Here is a 20,720-nt window from a genome sequence, read left to right as displayed (position 1 = left end):
GATGAGCCGGGACTTGGTGAGCTTCGGGGTGCTCGGCACCGTCGAACTCCGGGTGGCCGGCCGCCCCGCCACGCCGCTCGCCCCGGCGGTCCGCGCGCTGCTGGCCCGGCTGGTCCTCGCCGCGGGCCGGGTGGTCTCCGCGGACGCGCTGACCGACGCGCTCTGGGGCGACCAGCCCCCGGCCGACGCCACGAACGCGCTGCAGCTGCGGGTGTCCAAGCTGCGCCGGGCCCTGGTGGCCACGGGGGCGGGCGGCGAGCTGCTGGTCACCCGCGCCCCCGGTTACCAGCTCGCCGTCGCCTCGGCCGCGGTGGACGCGTACCGCTTCGAACGGTTGCTGGAACGGGCCCGCAGCGTTACCACCGGCGACGGGCCGGCCGCGGCGCTGGCGTGCTTCGACGAGGCGCTGCGGCTGTGGCGGGGACCGGCCCTGGCCGACGTCGGAGATGCCGAGTGGGCGCTGGCCGAGGCCGCCCGCCTGGAGGAACTGCGGCTGGGCGCGGTGGAGGACCGGCTGGAACTGCTGCTGGAGGCCGGCCGGCAGGCCGAGGCGGTCGCCGACCTGGAACGCCTGGTCGCCGCCCACCCGCTGCGCGAGCGGCTGCACCGGCTGCTGATGCTGGCGCTCTACCGGGGCGGGCGGCAGGCGGACGCCCTCACCGCGTACCACGCGCTGCGGCACCGCCTCGCCGACGAGCTGGGCATCGACCCGGCGCCCGAACTCCAGGCGCTCGCCGAGGCGATCCTGCGGCAGCAGGTGCCCGCCCCAACACCACCGGCCGCCCCGCCCATGGCTGGTCCGGCCGACCGACCCGCCGCGACGCAGACCCGGACCGCACCCGCGCCGCTGCCCGCCCCCCGGACGCCGCAGCGCGGCGACCTGCCGCGCCGGCTCGCCTCAGTCATCGGCCGCCAGGACGACGTGCACCGCGTGCTCGACCGGCTGCGCGAGGCGCGGGTGGTGACGCTGACCGGACCGGGCGGCGTCGGCAAGACCACCCTCGCCCTGGAGGCGGTGCGCCACGCCGACGACGCCCTGGCCGACCGGGTGCACCTGGTCCGCCTGGCCGCCCTGCCGAGCGGGACGGACCTCCCCGAGGCGGTCGCCGGCCAGCTCGGCGTGGCCGCCGGTGGGCCGGGCCCGACCGCGACCGCCGCGTTGGTCGCCTGGCTCGGCGCCGACCGCTCGCTCGTCGTGGTCGACAACTGCGAGCACGTCATTGACGAGGCGGCGGAACTGGTCGAGCAACTCGTCGCGGTCTGCCCGGCGGTGACTGTGCTGACCACCAGCCGGGAGGCGCTGGCCGTACCCGGGGAGACCCAGCTCGCGGTGGCGCCGCTGGGCGTACCCGACGGGCCGGCTGATCTCGCCCGACTCGGCGACAGCCCGGCGGTGGCCCTCTTCGTCGATCGCGCGCGGGCGGTACGCCCCGGGTTCGTCCTCGATGAGACGACGGCGCCGGTGGTGGCGGACATCTGCCGGCAGCTCGACGGCATGCCGCTGGCCATCGAGCTGGCGGCCGCGCGGGTGAAGGCGTTGCCGCCGGGGGAGATCGCGGCTCGCCTGCACGACCGGTTCGCGCTGCTCACTGCGGGGGCGCGGACCGGCGAGGCCCGGCACCGCACGTTGCGGGCCACCCTCGACTGGAGCCATGACCTGCTGTCCGAAGCGGAGCGGCGGCTGCTGCGCCGGCTGGCGGTGTTCCGCGGTGGCTGGGACCTGGCGGCCACCGAGCAGGTCTGCGCGTTCGACGGTCTGGCGGCCGAGGAGGTCCTTGACCTGCTCTTCCGCCTGGTCGACCGGTCCCTCGTGGTGCCGGACCCGACCACCGGGCGGTTCCGACTGCTGGTCACGATCCGGGAGTACGCCGCCGCCCGCCTCGCCGAGGTGGGCGAGACGGAGACCGCCCGCGACCGGCACCTCGGGTATTTCACCGAGCTGGCCGAGCGGTACGGCCCGCATGCGCGGACCGACGCCGACGCCTGGGCGCGGCTGACGGAGGAGCACGACAACTTCCGGGCCGCCGTCGACCGTTGCCTGGAGCGGACCGACGGGGTGGACGCCGGCCTGCGGCTGGCGGACGCCCTCTTCCTGTTCTGGAACTACGGCCCTCGGTACGAGGGAGTCCGGGCCTTGACCGCGCTGCTCGCCGCCGGCGACACCGCGCCCGCCGCCCGGGCCTCGGCCCTGCAGCGGATCGGCCTGCTGGGCGTCTACTACCCCACCGCGCAGACCCGGGCCGCCGCGCGGGAGAGCCTGGCGGAGTTCGAGCGCCTGGGCGACCCGGTCAACACCGCGACCTCGCGGCTCGTCGTGGCCTGGGAGGGCCAGTACGACGGTGACGCGGACCGGTACCGGGCGATGGTCGCGCAGGCCGGTCGCGAGCGGGGCGACACCGACGACCCCTGGTGGCATGGCACGGTCTGTTACGTCGAAGGACTGCTGGACCTCCGGACCGGCGCCTTCGAGCGGTCCGCCGAGCAGTGGCGGCGCAGCCTGGAGTTCACCCGGAAGGACGGGGACCGGCTGCTGCCCGCCGGGATCCTGGCGCACCTGGGCGTCGCGTTGCGCGAGGCCGGCCGGCCCGACGAGGCGATCGCCACGCTCGAGGAAGCGGCGGCCGAGGCCAGGAGCAACCCCTCCCCGCATTCGCTGGCGTTCACCCTCGTGCAGCTCGCGCACACCCGGCTGGACCGGGGCGAGGTCGACGGGGTGCCGGCGATGCTCGCCGACGCGGACGAGACCGCCCGGCGAAGCGGCAACCCGCGCTGCCAGGCCTGGGCGGCCTGGGGCCGGGCCCGGATCGCGTACGCGGACGGCGACGCGGTCAGCGCGGCGGACGAGTGCCGCCGAGCCGTCGACCTGCTCAAGGAGCGGGAGTTCCCGTGGGCGCGGCGCCGGCTCTGGACGCTGGCGGCCGACGCGGCGGCCGCCGCGGGGCGGCCGCAGGAAGCTGACGCGGCCCGGCGGGCCGCCGCGGACCTGGCGGCGGGCCGCTAACGGAGGCGGCGGCAGTCGGGGCCGCCCGGACAGACTGCCAGGCCGGCCCGGCGCAGCGCGGCCGGATCCACCTCCCCGCCCACGCGCAGCGTGCCGGCGTCCACGTCGAACTCCAGCGACACCACCCCGGGCAGGTCGCTCACCCGCCGGCTGACCGCGCGGACGCACCGCCGGCACATCCCGGTCGGCAGGGCCACCGTCAACACCCGCGTCGCGTCCGCTGCGGGTGCCCTCGGGTCGTTCTGTTCCACCATGCCCGCCAGCCTGATCGCGGTCGCTGGCGGCGGTCTGTCCATTCGCTGTCCGCCCTCACGTGATCGACGGCCAGCGTCCGGACAGCGCGGCGGGCGACTCTCCTCGTGTCACAGATCCGCACCTGACCGAGGAGTTGCCATGAACCACCTGCTCACCGCCGAGCTGTACCAGCTGGAGCGCGCCGAGCTGGTACGCCGGCTGCGCCGAGACCGCCACGCCGCCACCGTTCGCGGGACCCGCACCACGCGGCGCCGCCGGACTGCCCGCTGATTCCCCCTCCCGACGCACAACCCAGGAGATCCCTGATGACCACGAGCACCGCCCCCGCACCCAGCACCACCGTCGCCGTGCAGGCCCGGGACGTCGTACGCACCTACGGTCGTGGCGACGCTACCGTCCGCGCGCTGGACGGCGCCACGGTGTCCATCCCGGCCGGCCGGTTCACCGCGATCATGGGTCCGTCCGGCTCCGGCAAGTCGACCCTCATGCACGCGCTGGCCGGACTCGACACCGTCGACGCCGGACAGATCCTGCTCGGCGGGACGGACCTCGGCCAGCTGACCGAGCGGCAGCGCACCCTGCTGCGCCGGGACCGGATCGGCTTCGTGTTCCAGGCCTTCAACCTGGTGCCGACCCTGACCGCGCGGGAGAACATCGCCCTGCCGCTCACGCTGGCCGGCCGCCGTCCCGACCCCGAGCGCCTGGCCCACCTGGTCGCCACCCTCGGCCTGACGGACCGGTTACGGCACCGGCCCGGGGAACTCTCCGGTGGCCAGCAGCAGCGGGTCGCGGTGGCCCGCGCGCTGGTCACCAGCCCGGAGATCGTCTTCGCCGACGAGCCGACCGGCAACCTGGACTCGCAGGCGGCCGAGGCGCTGCTGGGCTTCCTGCGGCAGGCCGTCGACGAGCTCGGGCAGACCATCGTGATGGTCACCCACGACCCGCACGCCGCCGCGTACGCCGACCGGGTGGTGTTCCTCGCCGACGGCCGGATCGACGGCGACCTCGCCGCACCGACCGCGCCGGCCATTCTGTCCCACATGGCGCGCCTGACCGCGCCCGCAGCCACCGGAGCGAACTGACATGTGGCGCCTGACCCTGCGTACCACCCTCGCCCGCCGAGCCCGGCTGGCGCTGACCCTGCTCGCGGTCGTCCTCGGCGTCACCTTCGCCACCGGCGGCCTGATCCTCACCGACACCTCCGGCCAGCTGCTGGACGACCAGTTCCGCACCGCGACCGCCGGCGTCGACCTCACCGTGCGGGGCGCGGTCGCCTTCGACTCCGCGATGGGCGTCGAGGTCGCCCGGGACCCGCTGCCGGCGGGCTTCCCGGACCGGATCGGCGCGGTGTCCGGCGTGGCCGCCGCCCGGCCGCTGGTCCGCGGCCAGGGCCTGCTGGAGGTGGACGGCAAGCCGGTCGTGCCGAGCGGCGCGTCCCTGCTGTCCTCCTGGATGCCGGCGCCGATGGGCGCGTTCACCGTCCGCACCGGCCGACCCCCGGCCGCCGACGACGAGGTGGTGATCGACGAGGACACCGCCCGCGGTCACCGCATCCGGCTCGGCGACACCGTCACCGTCCGGGCGACCGACACCGCGCGGCTGCGGGTGGTCGGACTGGCCGGGTTCGGCAACCGGGGCGGGCTGCCGAACACCACCGTGGCCCTGGTCACCCTCCCGTCGGCGCAGCGCCTGCTCCGCCTCGGCTCCGGCATCTCGGAGGTGGCGGTCGTCGCCGCGCCCGGCGTCGCCCCGGAGCAGCTGCGGGACCGGATCACCGCCGCCGTCGGCGCCGGCTACGAGGTCGCCCCGAGCCGGGACATCGCGGCCGCCGGGGCGGCGGCCGCCCGGGACCAGGTGAGCTGGCTCCAGCTGGTGCTGCTCGCCCTGGCGGGGGCCGCCCTGCTGGTCGGCGCGTTCCTGATCGCCAACACGTTCTCCATCGTCATCACCCAGCGGACCCGGGAACTCGCCCTGCTCCGGGCCGCCGGTGCGACCGGCGGGCAGGTGCTGCGCTCCGTTCTCGGCGAGGCGCTGCTGGTCGGGCTCACCGCGTCGGGCATCGGCCTCGGCCTCGGCGTCGCCACCGCCACCGGCATCCGGAACCTGGCCGGGGCGTTCGGCGTACCGCTGCCGGAGGGCGGCCTGGTGCTGTCCGCCCGTACCGTGCTGGTGGCCTTCGCCGTCGGCGTCCTCGTCACGGTCGGCTCGGCGGTCGGGCCGGCCCGGCGCGCGGCAGCGGTCGCGCCGGTGGCGGCGCTGCGCCGGGCGGCCGCCGCCCGCACCGGTCGGGCCCGGGTCGTCGCCGGTGCGCTGGCCGCCGCGGCGGGCCTGGCCGCGACCGCGGCGGTGCTCGCCGCTGACGCCCCGGTCGCGCTGCTCGGCGTTGCCGCGCTCGGCGCCGTCGGCGGGCTCGCGCTGCTCGGACCGGCCATCACCCCCGCCCTGATACGCCTCGTCGGCCGACCGCTGGCCGCCGTCGGCGTGACCGGCCGGCTCGCCACCGACTCGGCGGCCCGCACCCCGCGGCGTACCGCGGCGACCGCCCTGGCGCTGGCCCTCGGGCTGGCGTTGATCAGCTTCATGGCCGTCGTCGGCGCGTCGGTCAAGAGCTCGGTCCGGCAGTCGTACGCCGAGGTGATCACCGCTGACCACATGGTGGAGAGCGCCCGCAACGAGATGCTCGGTGGCCTCTCCCCCGCCGTGTACGACCGGGTCAGCCGGCTGCCCGAGGTCGCGGTCGCGTCCCGGCTGCGCTACGGCCACTGGCGCGACGGGGACGCCACCAGCGCCCTCACCGCCGTGGACCCGGCGACGCTGCCCCGGGTGACGTCCCTGCACTTCACCGCCGGCAACCTGGCGGCGCTGACCGGCGGCGGCGTCGTGCTGGCCGAGCACGTGGCCCGGGACCGGGGCCTGGACGTCGGGGACCAACTGCCGATGACGTTCTCCCGCACCGGCACCCGCAACCTCCCCGTCGTCGGCCTGTTGCGCGACGGGGACGCCCGAGCGCTGTCCACCGACTACCTGATCTCGCTGGACACCTTCGCCCGGCTCTACAGCGAGGACATGGACGCGAGCGTGCTGATCCGGACCGCCGACGGGACGGACCGGGCCGCCGTGGAGCGGGCGATCAACGCGGCCCTGGCCGGCACCCCGACCGCGCAACTACGCGACCAGGCCGCCGCGGTCGCCGGCCGGACCCAGGCAATCGACCAGGTGCTCGGTCTGGTGACGGTGCTGCTGATGCTGGCGGTGCTGATCGCGCTGCTGGGCATCACCAACACCCTCGCCCTGTCGATCACCGAGCGCACCGCGGAGATCGGGCTGCTCCGGGCGGTGGGGATGACCCGCCGGCAGCTGGGCTGGATGATCCGCGGCGAGGCGGTGCTCGTCGCCGCGCTGGCGAGCGTCCTGGGGATCGCGCTGGGCGTCGGCTTCGCCGCCGCCACGGTCCGCGCGCTGGGTCGGGACGCCCCGACCGTGCTCGCGGTGCCGGCCGGCCGGCTGCTCGTGGTGCTGGCCGTCGCCCTCGCCGCCGGCCTGCTCGCCGGGCTGTTGCCGGCCCGGCGCGCCGCCCGGCTGGACGTCCTCGCCGCCATCGGCACGCCCTGACCCGCCGCCCCGGGTGGCGTCGGCCTTTCGCCGGCGCCACCTGTCCTGTAAGGAGTAGAACATGACCGAGACCGTTACCATCCGCCCGGCCGGCCCGGCCGACGCCGGCATCGTCGACACCCTGGTCCGCGAGATCGCCGCCCACGAGGGCGATGCCGCGCACGTCACCGTCACCATGGACGGGTGGCGCACCCTGCTCGGCCGCAACGACGTCACGGTGCTGCTCGCCGAGCGGGCCGGGGAGCCGCTCGGCTACGTCTCGGCACTGCGCCGCGTACACCTCTGGTCCGGGCGCGACATCCTCGCGCTGGACGACCTGTGGGTCCGGGCGTCCGCCCGGGACGGCGGGGTCGGGCGGGCACTGATGCTCGCACTGGCCCGCACCGCGGCCGACGACGGGCTCGTCATCCGCTGGGAGGTCAAGCCGGAGAATGCCGGGGCGCAGCGGTTCTACCGGCGGCTCGGTGCGCGGCTCTTCCCCAAGGTGATCGCCGGCTGGCGCGCGGAGAGCTACCTTCCGCTGCTGTCGCCGGAGAGTGACGAACAACCTACGCCGGCGTAAGTTACCGGCGGGTTAAGGTGATGGTGGCCGGCGGAGCGCGTCCGGCCACCCCCGCCGACGAGGAGACGGCCCATGGATCTGACCGCCGAGCGGCCCTGGACGCGCAGCTACGCCCCCGGCGTACCGGCCACGGTCGAGGAGCCGTCGGGCTCGCTGGTGGACCTGCTGACCGACGCCGCCCGCCGGTTCGGCCCCCGGGTGGCGCTGGACTTCTTCGGCGCCACCACCAGCTACGCCGAACTGGCCGACCAGGTGTCCCGGGCCGCCGAAGCGCTGCGCCGGCTCGGCGTCGGCCGCGGCGACCGGGTCGCCCTGGTGCTGCCGAACTGCCCGCAGCACGTGGTCGCCTTCTACGCGGTGCTGCGCCTCGGCGCGGTGGTGGTGGAGCACAACCCGCTCTACACCGCCGAGGAACTGGAGCACCTGCTCACCGACCACGGCGCCCGCGTCGCCGTGGTCTGGGACCGGGTCGCCCCGCTGGTCAGCGGGCGCGGCGCGGTGGAGACCGTGGTCGCGGTCGACCTGACCCGGGCGCTGCCCCCGCTCAAACGCTGGGCGCTCCGGTTGCCGCTGCCCAAGGTGCGCGCCGCCCGGGCCGCGATGACCACCCCGGCACCGGGAGCGCACTCCTGGTCCACAGTGGTCACCGCCGCGGCGCCGCTGCCCACCGACCATCCCGCGCCGGGCGTCGACGACATCGCGCTGCTCCAGTACACCGGCGGCACCACCGGCGTCCCGAAGGGCGCCGTCCTCACCCACCGGAACCTGCGGGCCAACGCCGCGCAGGGCCGCGCCTGGGTGCCCGGCCTGCACGACGGCGAGGAGACCGTGTACGCGGTGCTGCCGCTGTTCCACGCGTACGGGCTGACCCTGTGCCTGACCTTCTCGGTGAGCATCGGGGCCACCCTGGTGCTCTTCCCCCGCTTCGACCTCGACCAGGTCCTCGACGCGGTCCGGCGGCGACCGCCGACCTTCCTGCCGGCCGTGCCGCCGATCTACGCGCGGCTCGCCACCGCGGCCCGGGAACGCGGCGTCGACCTCACCTCGGTCCGGTACGCCATCTCCGGCGCGATGGCGCTGCCGCCCGCCACGGTCGAGCTGTGGGAGTCGGTGACCGGCGGCGGCCTGCTCGTCGAGGGGTACGGGATGACGGAGACCTCCCCGATCACCCTGGGCAACCCGGTCTCCCCCGCCCGCCGGCCGGGCACGGTCGGGGTCCCGTTCCCCTCCACGGAGGTGCGCATCGTCGACCCGGAGGACCCGTCCCGGGACCGCGCTCCGGGCGAGGCCGGCGAGCTGCTGGTCCGCGGTCCGCAGGTGTTCGCCGGCTACTGGAACCGTCCCGAGGAGACGGCGGCCGTGCTGCTGCCGGGCGGCTGGCTGCGGACCGGCGACGTGGTGGTCATGGACCCGGACGGCTTCGTGACCGTGGTGGACCGGATCAAGGAGCTGATCATCACGGGCGGCTTCAACGTGTACCCGTCCGAGGTGGAGGAGGCGTTGCGCCGCATCCCGGGCGTACTCGACGCCGCCGCCGTGGGCCTGCCCGGCGGGCAGGGCGGCGAGGAGGTGGTCGCGGCGGTGGTGCTGGACCCGGGCGTGGGTGCCGACCCCGAGTCGGTCCGGTCCGCCTGCCGACAGCACCTCGCCGGCTACAAGGTGCCCCGCCGGATCGTGGTGCTGGAGGATCTGCCCCGCTCGCAGATCGGCAAGGTGCTGCGCCGCGAGGTCCGCAACCGGCTGCTCACCGAGCGCTGAGCCCGGGTGGAGCATCGCAGCTGTGGTGAGATGGCTCCATGATCATTCCTCGCGTCGTCGCCACGGATCTCGACGGCACCCTGCTGCGCAGCGACTCGACGCTGTCTGACCGCACCCGCAAGGCACTGCGAATCACGCGAGCGGCTGGCGTACGCGTGGTGGCGGCGACCGCCCGCCCGGCCCGCGTCATCGAGGAACTCTTCGGGTCCGAGAGTCTCATCGACATGGCAATCTGTGGTAACGGGGCCGTCCGCTACGAAGTCGGCAGCCACAAGATTCTGATCACTCACCCGCTGCCTCAGGACGTGACGCGACACGTGCTGGCGGAGATCTCGCGTCTGGTGCCGGATGCGGGCTTTGCCGTGGAGACCGGTCACCAGGCGCTCTTCGAACCCGGCTACCGCTACCGCCCGACCCTGGACAGTGGCCGGGTGCCGGTAGCCACGCTCTCGGAACTCGTTGCCGGTCCGTTGGTCAAGATCATGGTCTGGTTGCCCGATCAGGACCCGGATGCTGCCTGGGCGCGACTGCGTCCCGGTCTCGGTCAGCTGGTCGAATGCACGTGGTCTGCCGAACGCGCGCCGCTGGAGATCGCCGCGCCAGGCGTATCCAAGGCTGCGGCCCTGGCCACGCTCTGCCAGGACTGGGGGGTCGATCCAGCCGAGGTGATCGCCTTCGGCGATGCTCCCAACGATCTACCGATGCTCGCCTGGGCGGGCACCCCCTACGCCGTCGCCAACGCACACCGTGCGGTACTCGCGGCGACCGCCAACCACACCGCCGGCAATGACGAGGACGGCGTCGCCGAGGTCCTCGAGGAGCTCTTTGCCTAGGCAGTGCCTTCAAAGGATCTTGGTGTCGGATGACGTAGCGCGTGGGTCGTCGCTACGAGTTGTCTGACGTCGAGTGGTAAGCACTGTCGCGGTACCTGCCGTCAGCGGTGACGGGTGGTCGGCCGCGGGCCGATGATCGGCGGGTGCTCAACGGGATCGTGTGGAAGATCCGGGGCGGGGCCGCTGGCGGGACGTGCCCGCCCGCTACGGCTCCTGGCAGTCGATCTACACCCGTTTCCGCAGGTGGGCCCTGGACGGCACGTTCACCCGGATGCTGGGCGGGGTGCAGGCCGACGCGGACGGCACCGGCGATATCGACTGGCTGGTGTCCGTGGACTCCACGATCGTGCGGGCCCACCAGCACCACAAGCTCGACAATGGTGGGCAGTTCGCGGCCTGGGAACAGCCCCGACGCTTCTCCGAGGAGGTACGCGCCGGTTTCCGGTCGCTCCGCTAGCGCCTCGGATCAGACAAGACCCTGGATGCGTATCGTCGGGCGCTCGTTCCTCAGGTGACCCAGCTTGTGCTGGCGGACCTGCTCGTCCCAGACCTCCTGGTCGTAGTCCGGGTCGGGCGGGATCCACCGGTGGGAGCCATCGCTGTAATGGAACTTCTCGTCCCCGGCTCGCAGCACGCTCACCGCAGCCAACCGAGGAACCGCCGATGCAGCGTGCCGGCGGGCGCCCAGGTCAGATCCGCGGTAGCGCGGACGAGCTGCGCCCCCATGTAGAGGGCCAGGGAGACCGGCGCGTCCTCGAACTCTGCCCGCAGCTCCCGCCGACGGGTCGGGCACGGCCAGGGCGCGCCGCAGCCACCGCAGCTCCAGATCGGCAGCACCGGCCCGTGGCTGGTCACGCGCGAACCCTCAGGAAGCGCGCGGTGATCGCCCGAGCCTGCCGGCTGGTCGCCCACTCCACCTGCCAGCACGGGTACGGAGCCAGCCGCGACCACCACGCCCGGCAGCCGACGCACAGCCCGTCCATCCCGGGCAGATGCACGGCCAGAATCCGCTGCTCATCGTCGTTGCTCACTGCTCCTCCTGTCTGGGCCAGTGGTCGCGGCTGATTGGGATGCGGTGTCGGCTGCGGCACGGCAGATCCGCTCCACACCGGCAGACCCACCGCCACTTCCGCCAGGACCACGCCGGGCGGTGCCGCCGCGCCAGTGTCATCGCGACGGCGATCAGGTACTGGTCGTAGGAGACTCGCCGCCACGGTGGTGTCCTCTCCCGCATCGCCGCCTCCTTTCCGCCGGGCAGCGCGACATGGCCGACCCCGAACCACGGGACCGGATCTGGAGCGTTCGGTCACTGCGACGCTACGATCACGGCGACGGCCATTGGACTCACCATCAGTACGAGTGGGAAGGCCATATCTCCCGTCGCGAGAAGGCTTCCGGCGGGAACGTCGACCACCGGTCAACGTAGGGATGTCAGATGCCAGGTCGCGGACGATCAGCACCACAGCGTGGCGACGTGACCGGATATCTCCTGAAGCTGGTCCGGGAATCCATCCCACTCACCCAGGAGCAGCTCGCATTTCAACTGGGCGTCGATCGCGTAACCGTGCAGAGCTGGGAGTCGGGACGCCGGCCCTTCACGGCCGTACCGTTCGGCCAGGCGATCGCGACCCGCCAGCGGCTCGGACGACTCGGAGCGAACACAACCCTGCTCGCCGCCCTTGACGACGCCGCCGAAGCTGACCTCATTCTCACCGCGGTCCTTGACGAGCAGGTCGAACGGGCCGACGTTGCCGAGCAGCCGCTCGGTTGGTCGGTGCTCACCCACCGTCTGACCGACCTGATCATTTGGGCCGTCCTCGGGCAGACCCCCACCTTCCTCAGGAGCCTTCCCACACCTCACCATCGGCGGGGTCCGGTGGCCACCGCCCCGCTCCTGCCCGACGACCAGCGACGCGCCTTCTTCGCGCACCTTCACGTGCTCGCTCAGCGGTCCGCCGCCGAGCGTCATCCGAACGTGCTGCTGCACCGGCAAGCCTGCTTCCTCGCTGGCGTGGACCCCACCGGGACGTCCGCAGCCTGGCTCGCCCAGAGCAACGCTCGCGCAACCCGCCGGACAACCAGATTCCACACCTGGTCGCCGTTGTGGCCCGACGCCCGCTCAGTCGTTACTTCCCTTGCGAACCAGGGTGACCCGGAACCACTGCGAGACTTCATCACCCGGGCGCACCCGGACGATGCCTGCGAACGAGCAGCCCTCAACTACTCCGCTTACTGGGTCGGCGAGATCCCGTACCGCCAACGCGACGACTCTTTCATGCCGGCCGCCCTCACTGACTGGCGAGGCTCACTCCTCTTCCGGCACCTGGTCGAGCGCCTCGCCGTAGGGCACCCGTTCGTGGATCTCAACATCCATAACCTCTGGGCCCTGCTCGCAGCCCGCCGCGGCCTCGCACTCGACGACCCCGGCACCGGGCGGGCACTCGTCGACCGCAGCACGACGCTCCTGGACAGCGGCCGAATCTCCGCTCAGTCACGGCAGGAACTAACGTCTATCGTCTACAGCCTTCGCGCAGACGGATTCATCGGCACAGGGACGGGCAGATGAGCGACGATCACGACGCCGCCGGAGCTATGGCGTTCATCTTCGAGGCCGGCGTGCTCAAACGCGCCGCCCGCACCGGCTGGTGGTTCGCTGGCGTCAAGCACCCCGAGTCCATCGCCGAGCACTCGTTCCGCACCGCGCTCATCGGGATGATGCTCGCCGCCATGGAGGGTGCCGACCCCGCCCGAGTATCGCTGCTGTGCGTCCTGCACGACACCCAGGAAACCCGAATCACCGACATCCCGCACATCGCCAAGCGCTACCTCACCGCCGCGCCCAACGCCACCGTCACCGCTGACCAGGTCGCCGACTGCCCGCCGGCCGTCGCCGACGTGATCACCGCCGCCGTCGCCGAATATGAAGCCGGCGAGACCCCCGAAGCCGTGGTGGCCCGCGACGCCGACAAGCTGGAATGCCTCGTTCAAGCCGTCGAGTACCGCCACCAGGGCATCGACAACGTCCAGCGCTGGATCGACAGCTCGCGGGCGGCGCTCAAGACCGCATCCGCCCACCGCCTCGCCGACGCCGCACTCAGCGGACAACCCCTCGCCTGGCTCAGCCCACCCGGACAGCCAAGGTAGACCTTTCACTTGGCGTCGAACATGGCCGACCAGTTGACCTTTCTGGCGAACCTGGTCAACTCGGACGCTTATCAGAACCAGGTCTCCCGGGTGTCCAGGGTGGTCCGGTCCAGGCTCTCCAGCAGGTCGAACTGCGGCCCGGTGCGGGGCAGCTCGTACCGGAAGAAGTACCGCGCGGCCTGCCGCTTGCCGGCGAGGAAGTCCGCGTCCGGGCCGTCCGGGCTGCCCAGCGCCTCGACGGCGAGCAGTTGCTCCAGCCACATCCAGGCGATCACCACATGCCCGACCGCCTCCAGGTAGAGGCTGGCGTTGGCCAGGGCCAGCTCCGGGTCGCCGGTGCCGTGCAGCCGTCGGGTGACCCTGGTGATCCGGTCGACCGCCACACCGAGTTCAGCGGCGAGTACCGCGGCCTCACCCTCGGCCTTCCAGGCCCGGCCGACCGTGGCCCGGATGGTGTCCAGCAGCAGCTCCAGACCGGCGCCGTCGTGCATGGTGACCTTCCGGCCCAGCAGGTCCAGCGCCTGGATGCCGTGGGTGCCCTCGTGGATCGGGTTGAGCCGGTTGTCCCGCCAGTGCTGCTCGACGTCGTAGTCGCGGGTGTAGCCGTACCCGCCGTGCACCTGGATGGCCAGGTCGTTGGCGGCCAGGCACCACTGCGACGGCCAGCTCTTGGCGATCGGCGTGAGCAGGTCCAGTAGCAGGTGCGCCCGGGCGCGGTCGGCCTCGGCCGGGGCGGTCTTCTCCTCGTCGAGCAGCCGGCCACAGTAGAGGATCAGGGCGAGCGCCCCCTCCACGTAGCTCTTCTGCGCCAGCAGCATCCGCCGGACGTCGGCGTGTGCCACGATCGGCACCTGCGGCGCGGTCGGGTCCTTGTCGGCGATCGGCCGGCCCTGCGGGCGCTGCCGGGCGTACTCGACGGACTTGAGGTAGCCGGTGTAGCCGAGGGCGGTGGCCCCGGCGCCCACGCCGATCCGCGCCTCGTTCATCATGTGGAACATCTGCGCGAGCCCCTGGTGCGGCTCCCCCACCAGGTAGCCGACGGCGCCGCCCCGCCCGTACGGCCGGTGCACCCCCTCGCCGAAGTTGAGCAGCGTGTTGGTGGTGCCGCGGTAGCCCATCTTGTGGTTGAGGCCGACCAGCACCACGTCGTTGCGCGGGCCGGACGTCCCGTCGTCGAGGAGCACCTTCGGCACGATGAACAGCGAGATGCCCTTCACCCCGGGCGGCCCGCCGGGGATCCGGGCGAGGACCAGGTGGACGATGTTCTCGGCCAGTTCGTGCTCCCCGCCGGAGATCCACGTCTTGGTGCCGGTGAGCCGGTACGTCCCGTCGTCCTGCGGTTCGGCCCGGGTGGCGATGTCCGCCAGGGAGCTGCCGGCCTGCGGCTCGGACAGGCACATGGTGCCGAAGAACCGGCCTTCGATCATCGGGCGGACCCAGGTGTCGATCTGCTCGGCGCTGCCGTGGGCGAGCAGCAGGTTGGCGTTGCCGAGGGTCAGGAACGGGTACGCGGCGGTGGCCACGTTCGCGGCCTGGAACCAGGCGAAGCAGGCGGCGGCCACCGCGTGCGGCAGCTGCATCCCGCCGATCGACTCGTCCAGACTGGCGGCCAGCAGTCCGGTGCGGGCGAACACGTCGAGGGCCGCCTTCACCTGCGGGATGGTGTGCACTCGGCGGCCGTCGAAGGTCGGCTCGGCGGCGTCGGCGGCCCTGTTGTGAGTGGCGAATTCCTCGGCGGCCACCCGGGCGGAGAGGTCCAGCACCGCGTCGAAGGTCTCCCGCGAGTGCTCGGCGTAGCGGGGCCGCTCGGTCAGCCGGGTCACGTCCAGCCAGTCGTAGAGCAGGAACGCCAGGTCACGGCGGGACAGCAGGGTGGACGACGACACGGGGCTCCTTCCGTCGTGCCGTCGTCAGCCGCGGCGCAGCCCGGCGACGGCCTCTCGAAGGTCATCCTGGCTGATCGGGGCGGCCGGCGCACCCTCCGTGGCCTCCCGCATCGCCTTGGCGAGCTGCACCCGGCGCAGCACCTCGCGCAGATCGGCGCCGGTGAGCCCGGGGGTGGCCGCGGCCAACGCGACCGGGTCGACGTCGGCCGCGAACATCCGGAAGCCCGGTCGCTCGTACCGGTCGATCAGCTCGCGGATCATCTTGGCGATGATCTCGGCGCGGCCGGTCTCGTCCGGTGCCGGAATGGCGATCTTGAGGTCGAAGCGGCCGGACCGGATCAGCGAGGCGTCCACCCGCTGCGGGAAGTTGGTGGTGGCCACCACGATGACGTCGGGGTTCTCCTCGAACAGGGTGTTCATTTCCTGCTTGAAGATGCCGGCGACCGCGTTGACCGCCTGGCTGGCCGCGTCCCCACCAGCCCCGGCGTAGCTGATGATGGAGTCGAACTCGTCGAAGAGCATCACGGTGGGCCGTCGGTAGCCGCGCGCCTCGCGGAAGATCCGCTTGATGTTGCGCTCGGAGCCACCGAGGTACTTGTCGAGGATCTCCGGGGTGCGGATCTCCACGAAGTCCGCGCCGATCTCGTTGGCCAGGGCCCGGGCGAGCATGGTCTTGCCGGTGCCCGGCGGGCCGTACAGCAGGATGCCCTGCGGCCGGCGCGCGCCCCAGCGGGCCATCACCTGCGGATGCCGGAACGACACCGCGACCTCGCGGAACCGGGCGACCACGTCGGCCAGGCCGCCGACCTGGTCGAGGGTCACCGTCGCGCTGCGGGCCGGCGCCGCGGCGGCCACCCGCCGGCCCACGGCGTACGAGCGGCCGCGCAGCACCGTCAGCTCCGGGCTGTCGCCGGCCAGCTCGCGAACGGCCTGGAGCACCACCCCGACCATGGCCACCAGGTGCGCCGGGGTGATCTCAGCGCTCGGCACGGCGGCGCGGACGGTCAGCGCAACGTCGTCCCGGCTGACCTGCGGGCGCAGCCCCAGCGCCGCGGCCTCCCGCAGCACGTCCTGTCCGGCCCGGTCGCGCGGCGGTTCGGCGAGCGCGGTGCCGGCGGGCCGCAGCCCGAGCCGGCGGCCGGCCTCGGCCGCCATCCGGCCCACGCCTGCGGCCAGCCCGTCCCCGGTACGCGCGCCGAGCCGCTGGGCGAGCAGCAGCCCGACCGGGCCGGCCAGGCCGAGGGCGAGCAGGCCGACGGTCGGCCCGGGACCGTCGACCCGCAGGTACGCCTCGAAGCGGTGCACCTCGCCGTCGGCGCGGACCGTGCAGCGGACCTCTCGGACCGGGGCCGGGAACCCGGTGCTGGCCAGCAGCTCGACCGGCCCGGCCTGGGCGGCGGTGAGCAGCGCGGCGGCGTCCACGACGGTGACCCGGGCGCCGAGCAGCGTCGACGTCTCCTCGTCCGGCCTGACCTCGTACCCCATGCGCACGTCCCTCGCTCGCGGCGGTCCCGCTGCCGAGTCTGACACCGGGCCAGGGCCGCTGCCACCGCATCGCCCGGCCGATGCCGGTGGACATCGGCCGGGCGGCACCGGTCAGCTCGCCTCGTCCAGCAGGCCGTCGACCAGGTCGCGGGGCAGCCCGTGGGTGTCGTGCAGCCAGTGGTAGTCGCGCTCGGTCAGCGGGCCGCGGGCACGGACCCGGTCGACCAGCGGGCGACCCCGGCGCAGCAGCCCGCGGAAGCGCCGCTCCTCGTCCGCGAGCAGGTCGCGCAGCGGCCCCACCGCCGCCGCCTGCCGGAAGCGGCGCACCGCGTCCGCGTACGGGTCGTCGGGCAGCTCGGTCAGGCTGCGCTCCGGGTCGTCCCGCCACAGCACGGTGAGCGCCCGGCGGACCAGCCGGCGCAGCACGTACCCCCGGCCGGTGTTGCCGGGGCGTACCCCGTCGCCGAGCACCACCGCGGCGGAGCGGAGGTGGTCGGCGACGATCCGCAGCTCCTCCTCGCCGAGGGTCCACCGGTCCTGGACCGCCTCCACCCAGGGGCTCAGGCCCGCGCCTTCGAAGACGGATCGGCCGCCGGTCAGCACCATCTCCAGGCGTTCCAGGCCCATCCCGGTGTCGATGCTGAGCAGCGGCAGCGGGGTGAGCCGGCCGTCGTCGTGCCGGTGGTGCCGCATCTGCACGTGGTTCCAGACCTCCATCCACCGGTCGTCGGTGCCGGGCGTGCCGGTGGGCGGCCCGTCCCCGGTCCACACGAAGATCTCCGAGTCGGGCCCGCACGGGCCGGTGGGGCCGTTGGACCACCAGTTGTCCGCGCCGTTCGCCTCGACCGGTACGCCCAGCTCGGTCCAGGTCCGCCACGCCGTCTCGTCCGGGCCGACCTGGTCGTCGCCACCGAAGACGGTGGCGTGCAGCCGGTTCGGGTCGATGCCGAAGCCCTCGGTGAGCAGCTGGTGGCCCCAGCGGAGGCTGGTCGCGATGTCGTAGTCACCGAGCGACCAGGAGCCGAGCATGTCGAAGACGGTCAGGTGGGTGCGGTCACCGACCTCGTCCAGGTCGGTGGTGCGCAGGCAGCGCTGCACGTTGGCCAGCCGGCGGCCGCCGGGGTGCGGGCGACCGAGCAGGTACGGGGTGAGCGGATGCATGCCGGAGGTGGTGAAGAGCACCGGATCGCCGGGCGGCGGGATCAGTGAACTCTCCGGCGCGTCCCGATGATCGAGGCGGTGGTAGTGCGTGAGGAACGTGCGGACGATCTGCTCGGGTGTCATGGCGTGGGCCTTCCGGGTCGGTGCGACCGGAAAGGGTCCGCCGCGCGGGCGGTGGCGTGACACGGCGACGCCGGCGGACCGTTTCCGGTCGCCGGCGAGGTGGGAGTCGGTCAGGCGGCGGCAACCGGCGAGCGGGAAGCTCGCGCGGCCGCGATGGTGTGGCGCCTGAACTGCATGTCTCGACGGTAGCCCGGACCGGGGGCGCCGCCCAGTGCTTTTCGCACCGGGCGGCGCCGGGGCCGGTCAGAAGGTGAGCCGGACCACCTGCGGCTCGTGGTCGGAGACCTGGGTCGGGAACTCGCTGTTCACGTGCACCACGTCGTAGACGTACGGCTGGGTGGCCAGCCACGAGGAGAGCAGGATGTGGTCGAGGACCTGCGAGTTGCCCTCGTACACGTAGGTGTAGCGCTCGGCGACCGGCAGGGTCCGGGGCAGGTCGACCAGCTCGCCGGAGCCGACCAGCAGGTCCGCCGTCTGGCTGAAGTCGTAGTCGTTGATGTCGCCGAGGACGACGATCGCCGCGTTCGGGTCGACGGCCCGGATCGAGTCGACGAACGAGTTGACGATGGTGGCCTGCTGGTGGCGCTGGGTCTCCGACGAGGCCGTCGGCGGCTGGTAGCGGCCCATCAGCGGCTGGTCGCCGCCCTTGGAGTTGAAGTGGTTGGCGATCACGAACAGCGGGCGGTTGTTCCAGCGGAACTCCCCGGCGAGCGGCTTGCGGCTGGCGTTGAACGCGGCGTCGGCCGGCTGCAGCCGGCCCGGCGAGTACGACAGCTGCGGCACCCCACCGAGGTTGGTCACCGTGGTCGCGGCGGTGGCGGTGCCGCCCGGCCGGTCGGTGAACGACAGTCCCCGGTCGGTGCGGAACAGGAAGACCTGCCGGATGTTGCCGCCCGGCTCGCCGCCGTCCGCGTCGTTGGTCGGGTTGATCTGCCGGTACGCGTACGCCGGCCCGCCCTTGGCGCTGATCGCCGCGATCAGCTTGCTCATGGTCTGGTCGCAGGCGACCACGCCGTTGTCGGTGGCGCCGTTGTTGTCCTGGACCTCCTCCAGCGCGACCAAATCGGGTGAGCTGAGGTTGGTGACGATCTGGACGGCCAGCGCGTCGAACTTGCTCTGCGGGTCGGTCGGGTCGAGGTTCTCCACGTTGAACGTGGCCACCGCGAGCTGGCCGGCCCCGGCGGCGCTGGTGGTCTCGGCGGTCAGCCCGCCGGACACGACCGCCGGGAACGACGAGGGCAGCAGGAAGTAGTTGCCGAAGTCGTAGCTGAGCACGCCGGTCAGCGCCGCGCCGAAGGTGTCCCCGACGGTGACGGCGGGGGCGGCGGCGAGGGTGTCACCGACCATCACCCGCTCCGGGTTGAAGTCGCCGGCCTGGGTGACGATGCCGCCCCGGGCGCTGCGCACGCCGGAGCCGCCCGGCACGACGGGGAACTCGCCGTACTTGTTGGTCGGGCCGACCACGGCGGCCGAGGCGATCTGCACCCGCATGCCCTCCAGGGACTCCCAGAAGTCCAGGCCGTCGTTAACCGGGTCGAAGGTGCCGGAGGTCTCCGCGTTGCCGGTGGCGTCATCCTCGATGACCGCGCCAGGCGGGACCCGGCCGCCGGTGCCGACCACGGTCGCGGCGGGCAGCGCCTTGCCGGTGCCCAGCGTGCTCTTGCTGGAGTACGTCATCGTGGTCACGGTCAGGTTGTTGGTCGCGTTGCCGGGGCGGACCTCGCTGACGCTGCCGGTCACCGACACGTCGTCACCGACGTTGACGGTCGGCGCGCCCGAGGTGGAGACGTACAGCCCCTCGGAGGTGGCGTCGGAGGTGTCCGGGCAGGGGTCCTGGAGCCAGAAGCCGGCGGTGGACTTCGCGGTCACGATGCCCCGGGTGGTGCGGGTGCCGGTGAGCGCGGCCAGGTGCCCGGCGCCCTGGATGTCGCGGATCCGGGTGCCGGTCGGGCAGGTCCCGCCGCCCCCGCCGCCCCCGGCGGAGTTGGCCGGGGTGGGCGTGCCGGCGGCGAAGTCGGTGGCGTTGTTGTCGCTGTCGACCGCCGGGTTGCTCCGGGCCACCGAGGACGTGTTGGAGCCGCCCGGGGCACGGGTGCCCTCGGCGTCGCTGGCCGAGGAACCGTAGCCGACGAAGTCCCGGTTGCCGGCCGCGAACGCGCAACCGGTGGAGCAGGTCAGCTTGGTGGTGGTGGTCCGCAGCGCGACCTTGCCGGAGGTGGCGGAAAGGTTGGTGGTGCCGGTGGCGTCGGCGGTGGGCAGGGCGGCCCCGGCGGCGCCGCCGGAGGCGAGCTTGACCAGGTAATACCCGCCGGCCGGGATCGAGCCGGAGAGCGTGGTGACCGACCAGGTGCTGCCGGACGCCGAGGCGTACTGGATGCTCCAGCCGGTGAGGCTGACGCTGGCGGTGGAGCGGTTGTAGAGCTCGACGAAGTCGTTCTGGTATGCGGCGCCGGTGTTACCGCCGCCGCCGTAGATCTCGCTGAGGACGACGTCGGGGGACGCCGCCGCGGCCGGCGCGGCGAGGAGTGTCGCTGCGAGGACGCCGACCGCGAGACCGGCCGGCAGATTTCGACGCATGGTGCCTCCAGGCGGGACGCCCGGGCGAAGGGGGTGTACGCCCGGACGGGACGGACCGGTCCGGGACGCACCCGGACCGTATAGGGATGCGGCTATCATTCCCGATCCAGTCGATCTTGCGAAAGCCCTCGCCGGGGCAACGTCGCGTGAACACGGCGTGACGACCACCGAGCCGGTACGCACAAACGCCGCTGGCCGGCACCCCTGTCTCGGGGTGCCGGCCAGCGGCTTGTGTCTTGTGTGTGGGTCAGTTGTTCCAGTGCTGGGCGACGAGGTCGGCGGCCTGCTGTTCCCACTGGGCGTAGGCGTCCGGGTAGGCCGAC

The 20,720-nt window shown here is 73.3% G+C and carries 18 protein-coding genes; 10 read left to right on the top strand and 8 right to left on the bottom strand.

The window, feature by feature from the left end; genetic code table 11:
- The first annotated feature begins 1 nt into the window (after position 1).
- Entirely contained in the window at positions 2-3,001 is a 3,000-nt protein-coding gene (locus tag ACFYOS_RS32540; protein WP_387149924.1) for a BTAD domain-containing putative transcriptional regulator, read from the top strand.
- Here ACFYOS_RS32540 and ACFYOS_RS32535 read toward each other — a convergent pair.
- A complete protein-coding gene (locus tag ACFYOS_RS32535; RefSeq protein WP_387149921.1) occupies positions 2,998-3,255 on the bottom strand; it encodes a heavy-metal-associated domain-containing protein in 258 nt (85 codons plus the stop codon). The two genes, ACFYOS_RS32540 and ACFYOS_RS32535, sit on opposite strands and share 4 nt — an antisense overlap.
- 139 nt (positions 3,256-3,394) lie before the next feature.
- Here ACFYOS_RS32535 and ACFYOS_RS32530 point away from each other — a divergent pair, with 139 nt between their 5' ends.
- The 7 genes from ACFYOS_RS32530 (at position 3,395) to ACFYOS_RS32500 (ending at position 10,478) form a co-directional block, all read left to right on the top strand.
- Positions 3,395-3,526: a hypothetical protein gene (locus ACFYOS_RS32530; RefSeq protein WP_387149919.1), complete on the top strand. Its 132-nt coding sequence runs from the start codon at positions 3,395-3,397 to the stop codon at positions 3,524-3,526.
- Positions 3,527-3,561: 35 nt separating this feature from the next.
- The gene (locus ACFYOS_RS32525) at positions 3,562-4,338 is read left to right on the top strand and encodes an ABC transporter ATP-binding protein (RefSeq protein ID WP_387149916.1); all 777 of its coding nucleotides are present in this window, start codon (positions 3,562-3,564) and stop codon (positions 4,336-4,338) included.
- A gap of 1 nt (position 4,339) precedes the next feature.
- Positions 4,340-6,868 carry an FtsX-like permease family protein gene (locus ACFYOS_RS32520; RefSeq protein ID WP_387149914.1) on the top strand — a complete coding sequence of 843 codons (2,529 nt, stop codon included), beginning with the start codon at positions 4,340-4,342 and terminating at the stop codon, positions 6,866-6,868.
- Positions 6,869-6,929: 61 nt separating this feature from the next.
- Positions 6,930-7,430 (top strand): GNAT family N-acetyltransferase, encoded by a 501-nt coding sequence (locus ACFYOS_RS32515; protein WP_387149911.1) that lies wholly within the window; start codon positions 6,930-6,932, stop codon positions 7,428-7,430.
- Positions 7,431-7,502: 72 nt separating this feature from the next.
- Entirely contained in the window at positions 7,503-9,188 is a 1,686-nt protein-coding gene (locus tag ACFYOS_RS32510; RefSeq protein ID WP_387149909.1) for a long-chain-fatty-acid--CoA ligase, read from the top strand.
- A gap of 38 nt (positions 9,189-9,226) precedes the next feature.
- Complete coding sequence (locus tag ACFYOS_RS32505) at positions 9,227-10,021, top strand: HAD family hydrolase (RefSeq protein WP_387149906.1); 795 nt, start codon at positions 9,227-9,229, stop codon at positions 10,019-10,021.
- Positions 10,022-10,181: 160 nt separating this feature from the next.
- Complete coding sequence (locus ACFYOS_RS32500) at positions 10,182-10,478, top strand: transposase (protein WP_387149903.1); 297 nt, start codon at positions 10,182-10,184, stop codon at positions 10,476-10,478.
- Positions 10,479-10,487: 9 nt separating this feature from the next.
- Here the strand turns inward: ACFYOS_RS32500 and ACFYOS_RS32495 are convergent, their stop codons facing one another.
- The 3 genes from ACFYOS_RS32495 to ACFYOS_RS32485 are packed head-to-tail and all read right to left on the bottom strand — an operon-like array spanning position 10,488 to position 11,052.
- Positions 10,488-10,661: a hypothetical protein gene (locus ACFYOS_RS32495; protein ID WP_387149900.1), complete on the bottom strand. Its 174-nt coding sequence runs from the start codon at positions 10,659-10,661 to the stop codon at positions 10,488-10,490.
- Complete coding sequence (locus ACFYOS_RS32490; RefSeq protein WP_387149897.1) at positions 10,658-10,876, bottom strand: hypothetical protein; 219 nt, start codon at positions 10,874-10,876, stop codon at positions 10,658-10,660. Before ACFYOS_RS32490 ends, ACFYOS_RS32495 begins: the two co-directional genes overlap by 4 nt.
- Positions 10,873-11,052, bottom strand: a complete 180-nt coding sequence (locus tag ACFYOS_RS32485) for a hypothetical protein (RefSeq protein WP_387149895.1) — start codon at positions 11,050-11,052, stop codon at positions 10,873-10,875. Before ACFYOS_RS32485 ends, ACFYOS_RS32490 begins: the two co-directional genes overlap by 4 nt.
- A 404-nt stretch (positions 11,053-11,456) precedes the next feature.
- Between ACFYOS_RS32485 and ACFYOS_RS32480 the strand changes: the two genes are divergently transcribed.
- On the top strand, positions 11,457-12,587 hold the full coding sequence (locus tag ACFYOS_RS32480; protein ID WP_387149892.1) for a helix-turn-helix transcriptional regulator: 1,131 nt from the start codon (positions 11,457-11,459) through the stop codon (positions 12,585-12,587).
- Positions 12,584-13,165, top strand: coding sequence for an HD family hydrolase (locus ACFYOS_RS32475; RefSeq protein WP_387149889.1), 582 nt, complete (start codon positions 12,584-12,586; stop codon positions 13,163-13,165). The genes ACFYOS_RS32480 and ACFYOS_RS32475 overlap by 4 nt, the downstream gene beginning before the upstream one ends.
- 71 nt (positions 13,166-13,236) lie before the next feature.
- Here the strand turns inward: ACFYOS_RS32475 and ACFYOS_RS32470 are convergent, their stop codons facing one another.
- The 4 genes from ACFYOS_RS32470 to ACFYOS_RS32455 all read right to left on the bottom strand — a co-directional run bounded on the left by ACFYOS_RS32470 (position 13,237) and on the right by ACFYOS_RS32455 (position 20,397).
- Positions 13,237-15,051, bottom strand: a complete 1,815-nt coding sequence (locus tag ACFYOS_RS32470; protein WP_387149886.1) for an acyl-CoA dehydrogenase — start codon at positions 15,049-15,051, stop codon at positions 13,237-13,239.
- A gap of 24 nt (positions 15,052-15,075) precedes the next feature.
- Complete coding sequence (locus tag ACFYOS_RS32465) at positions 15,076-16,536, bottom strand: ATP-binding protein (protein WP_387149884.1); 1,461 nt, start codon at positions 16,534-16,536, stop codon at positions 15,076-15,078.
- 111 nt (positions 16,537-16,647) lie between these two features.
- Positions 16,648-17,820, bottom strand: coding sequence for an alanine--tRNA ligase-related protein (locus ACFYOS_RS32460; RefSeq protein ID WP_387149880.1), 1,173 nt, complete (start codon positions 17,818-17,820; stop codon positions 16,648-16,650).
- Between the two features lie 243 nt (positions 17,821-18,063).
- The gene (locus tag ACFYOS_RS32455) at positions 18,064-20,397 is read right to left on the bottom strand and encodes a lamin tail domain-containing protein (protein ID WP_387149877.1); all 2,334 of its coding nucleotides are present in this window, start codon (positions 20,395-20,397) and stop codon (positions 18,064-18,066) included.
- Positions 20,398-20,720 lie beyond the last annotated feature (323 nt).

The sequence above is a fragment of the Micromonospora sp. NPDC005806 genome (genome assembly GCF_042871425.1).
Lineage (GTDB): Bacteria > Actinomycetota > Actinomycetes > Mycobacteriales > Micromonosporaceae > Micromonospora.
The sequence above is the reverse complement of the archived record's forward strand: the minus strand, read 5'-3'. Positions and strand labels throughout refer to the sequence as shown.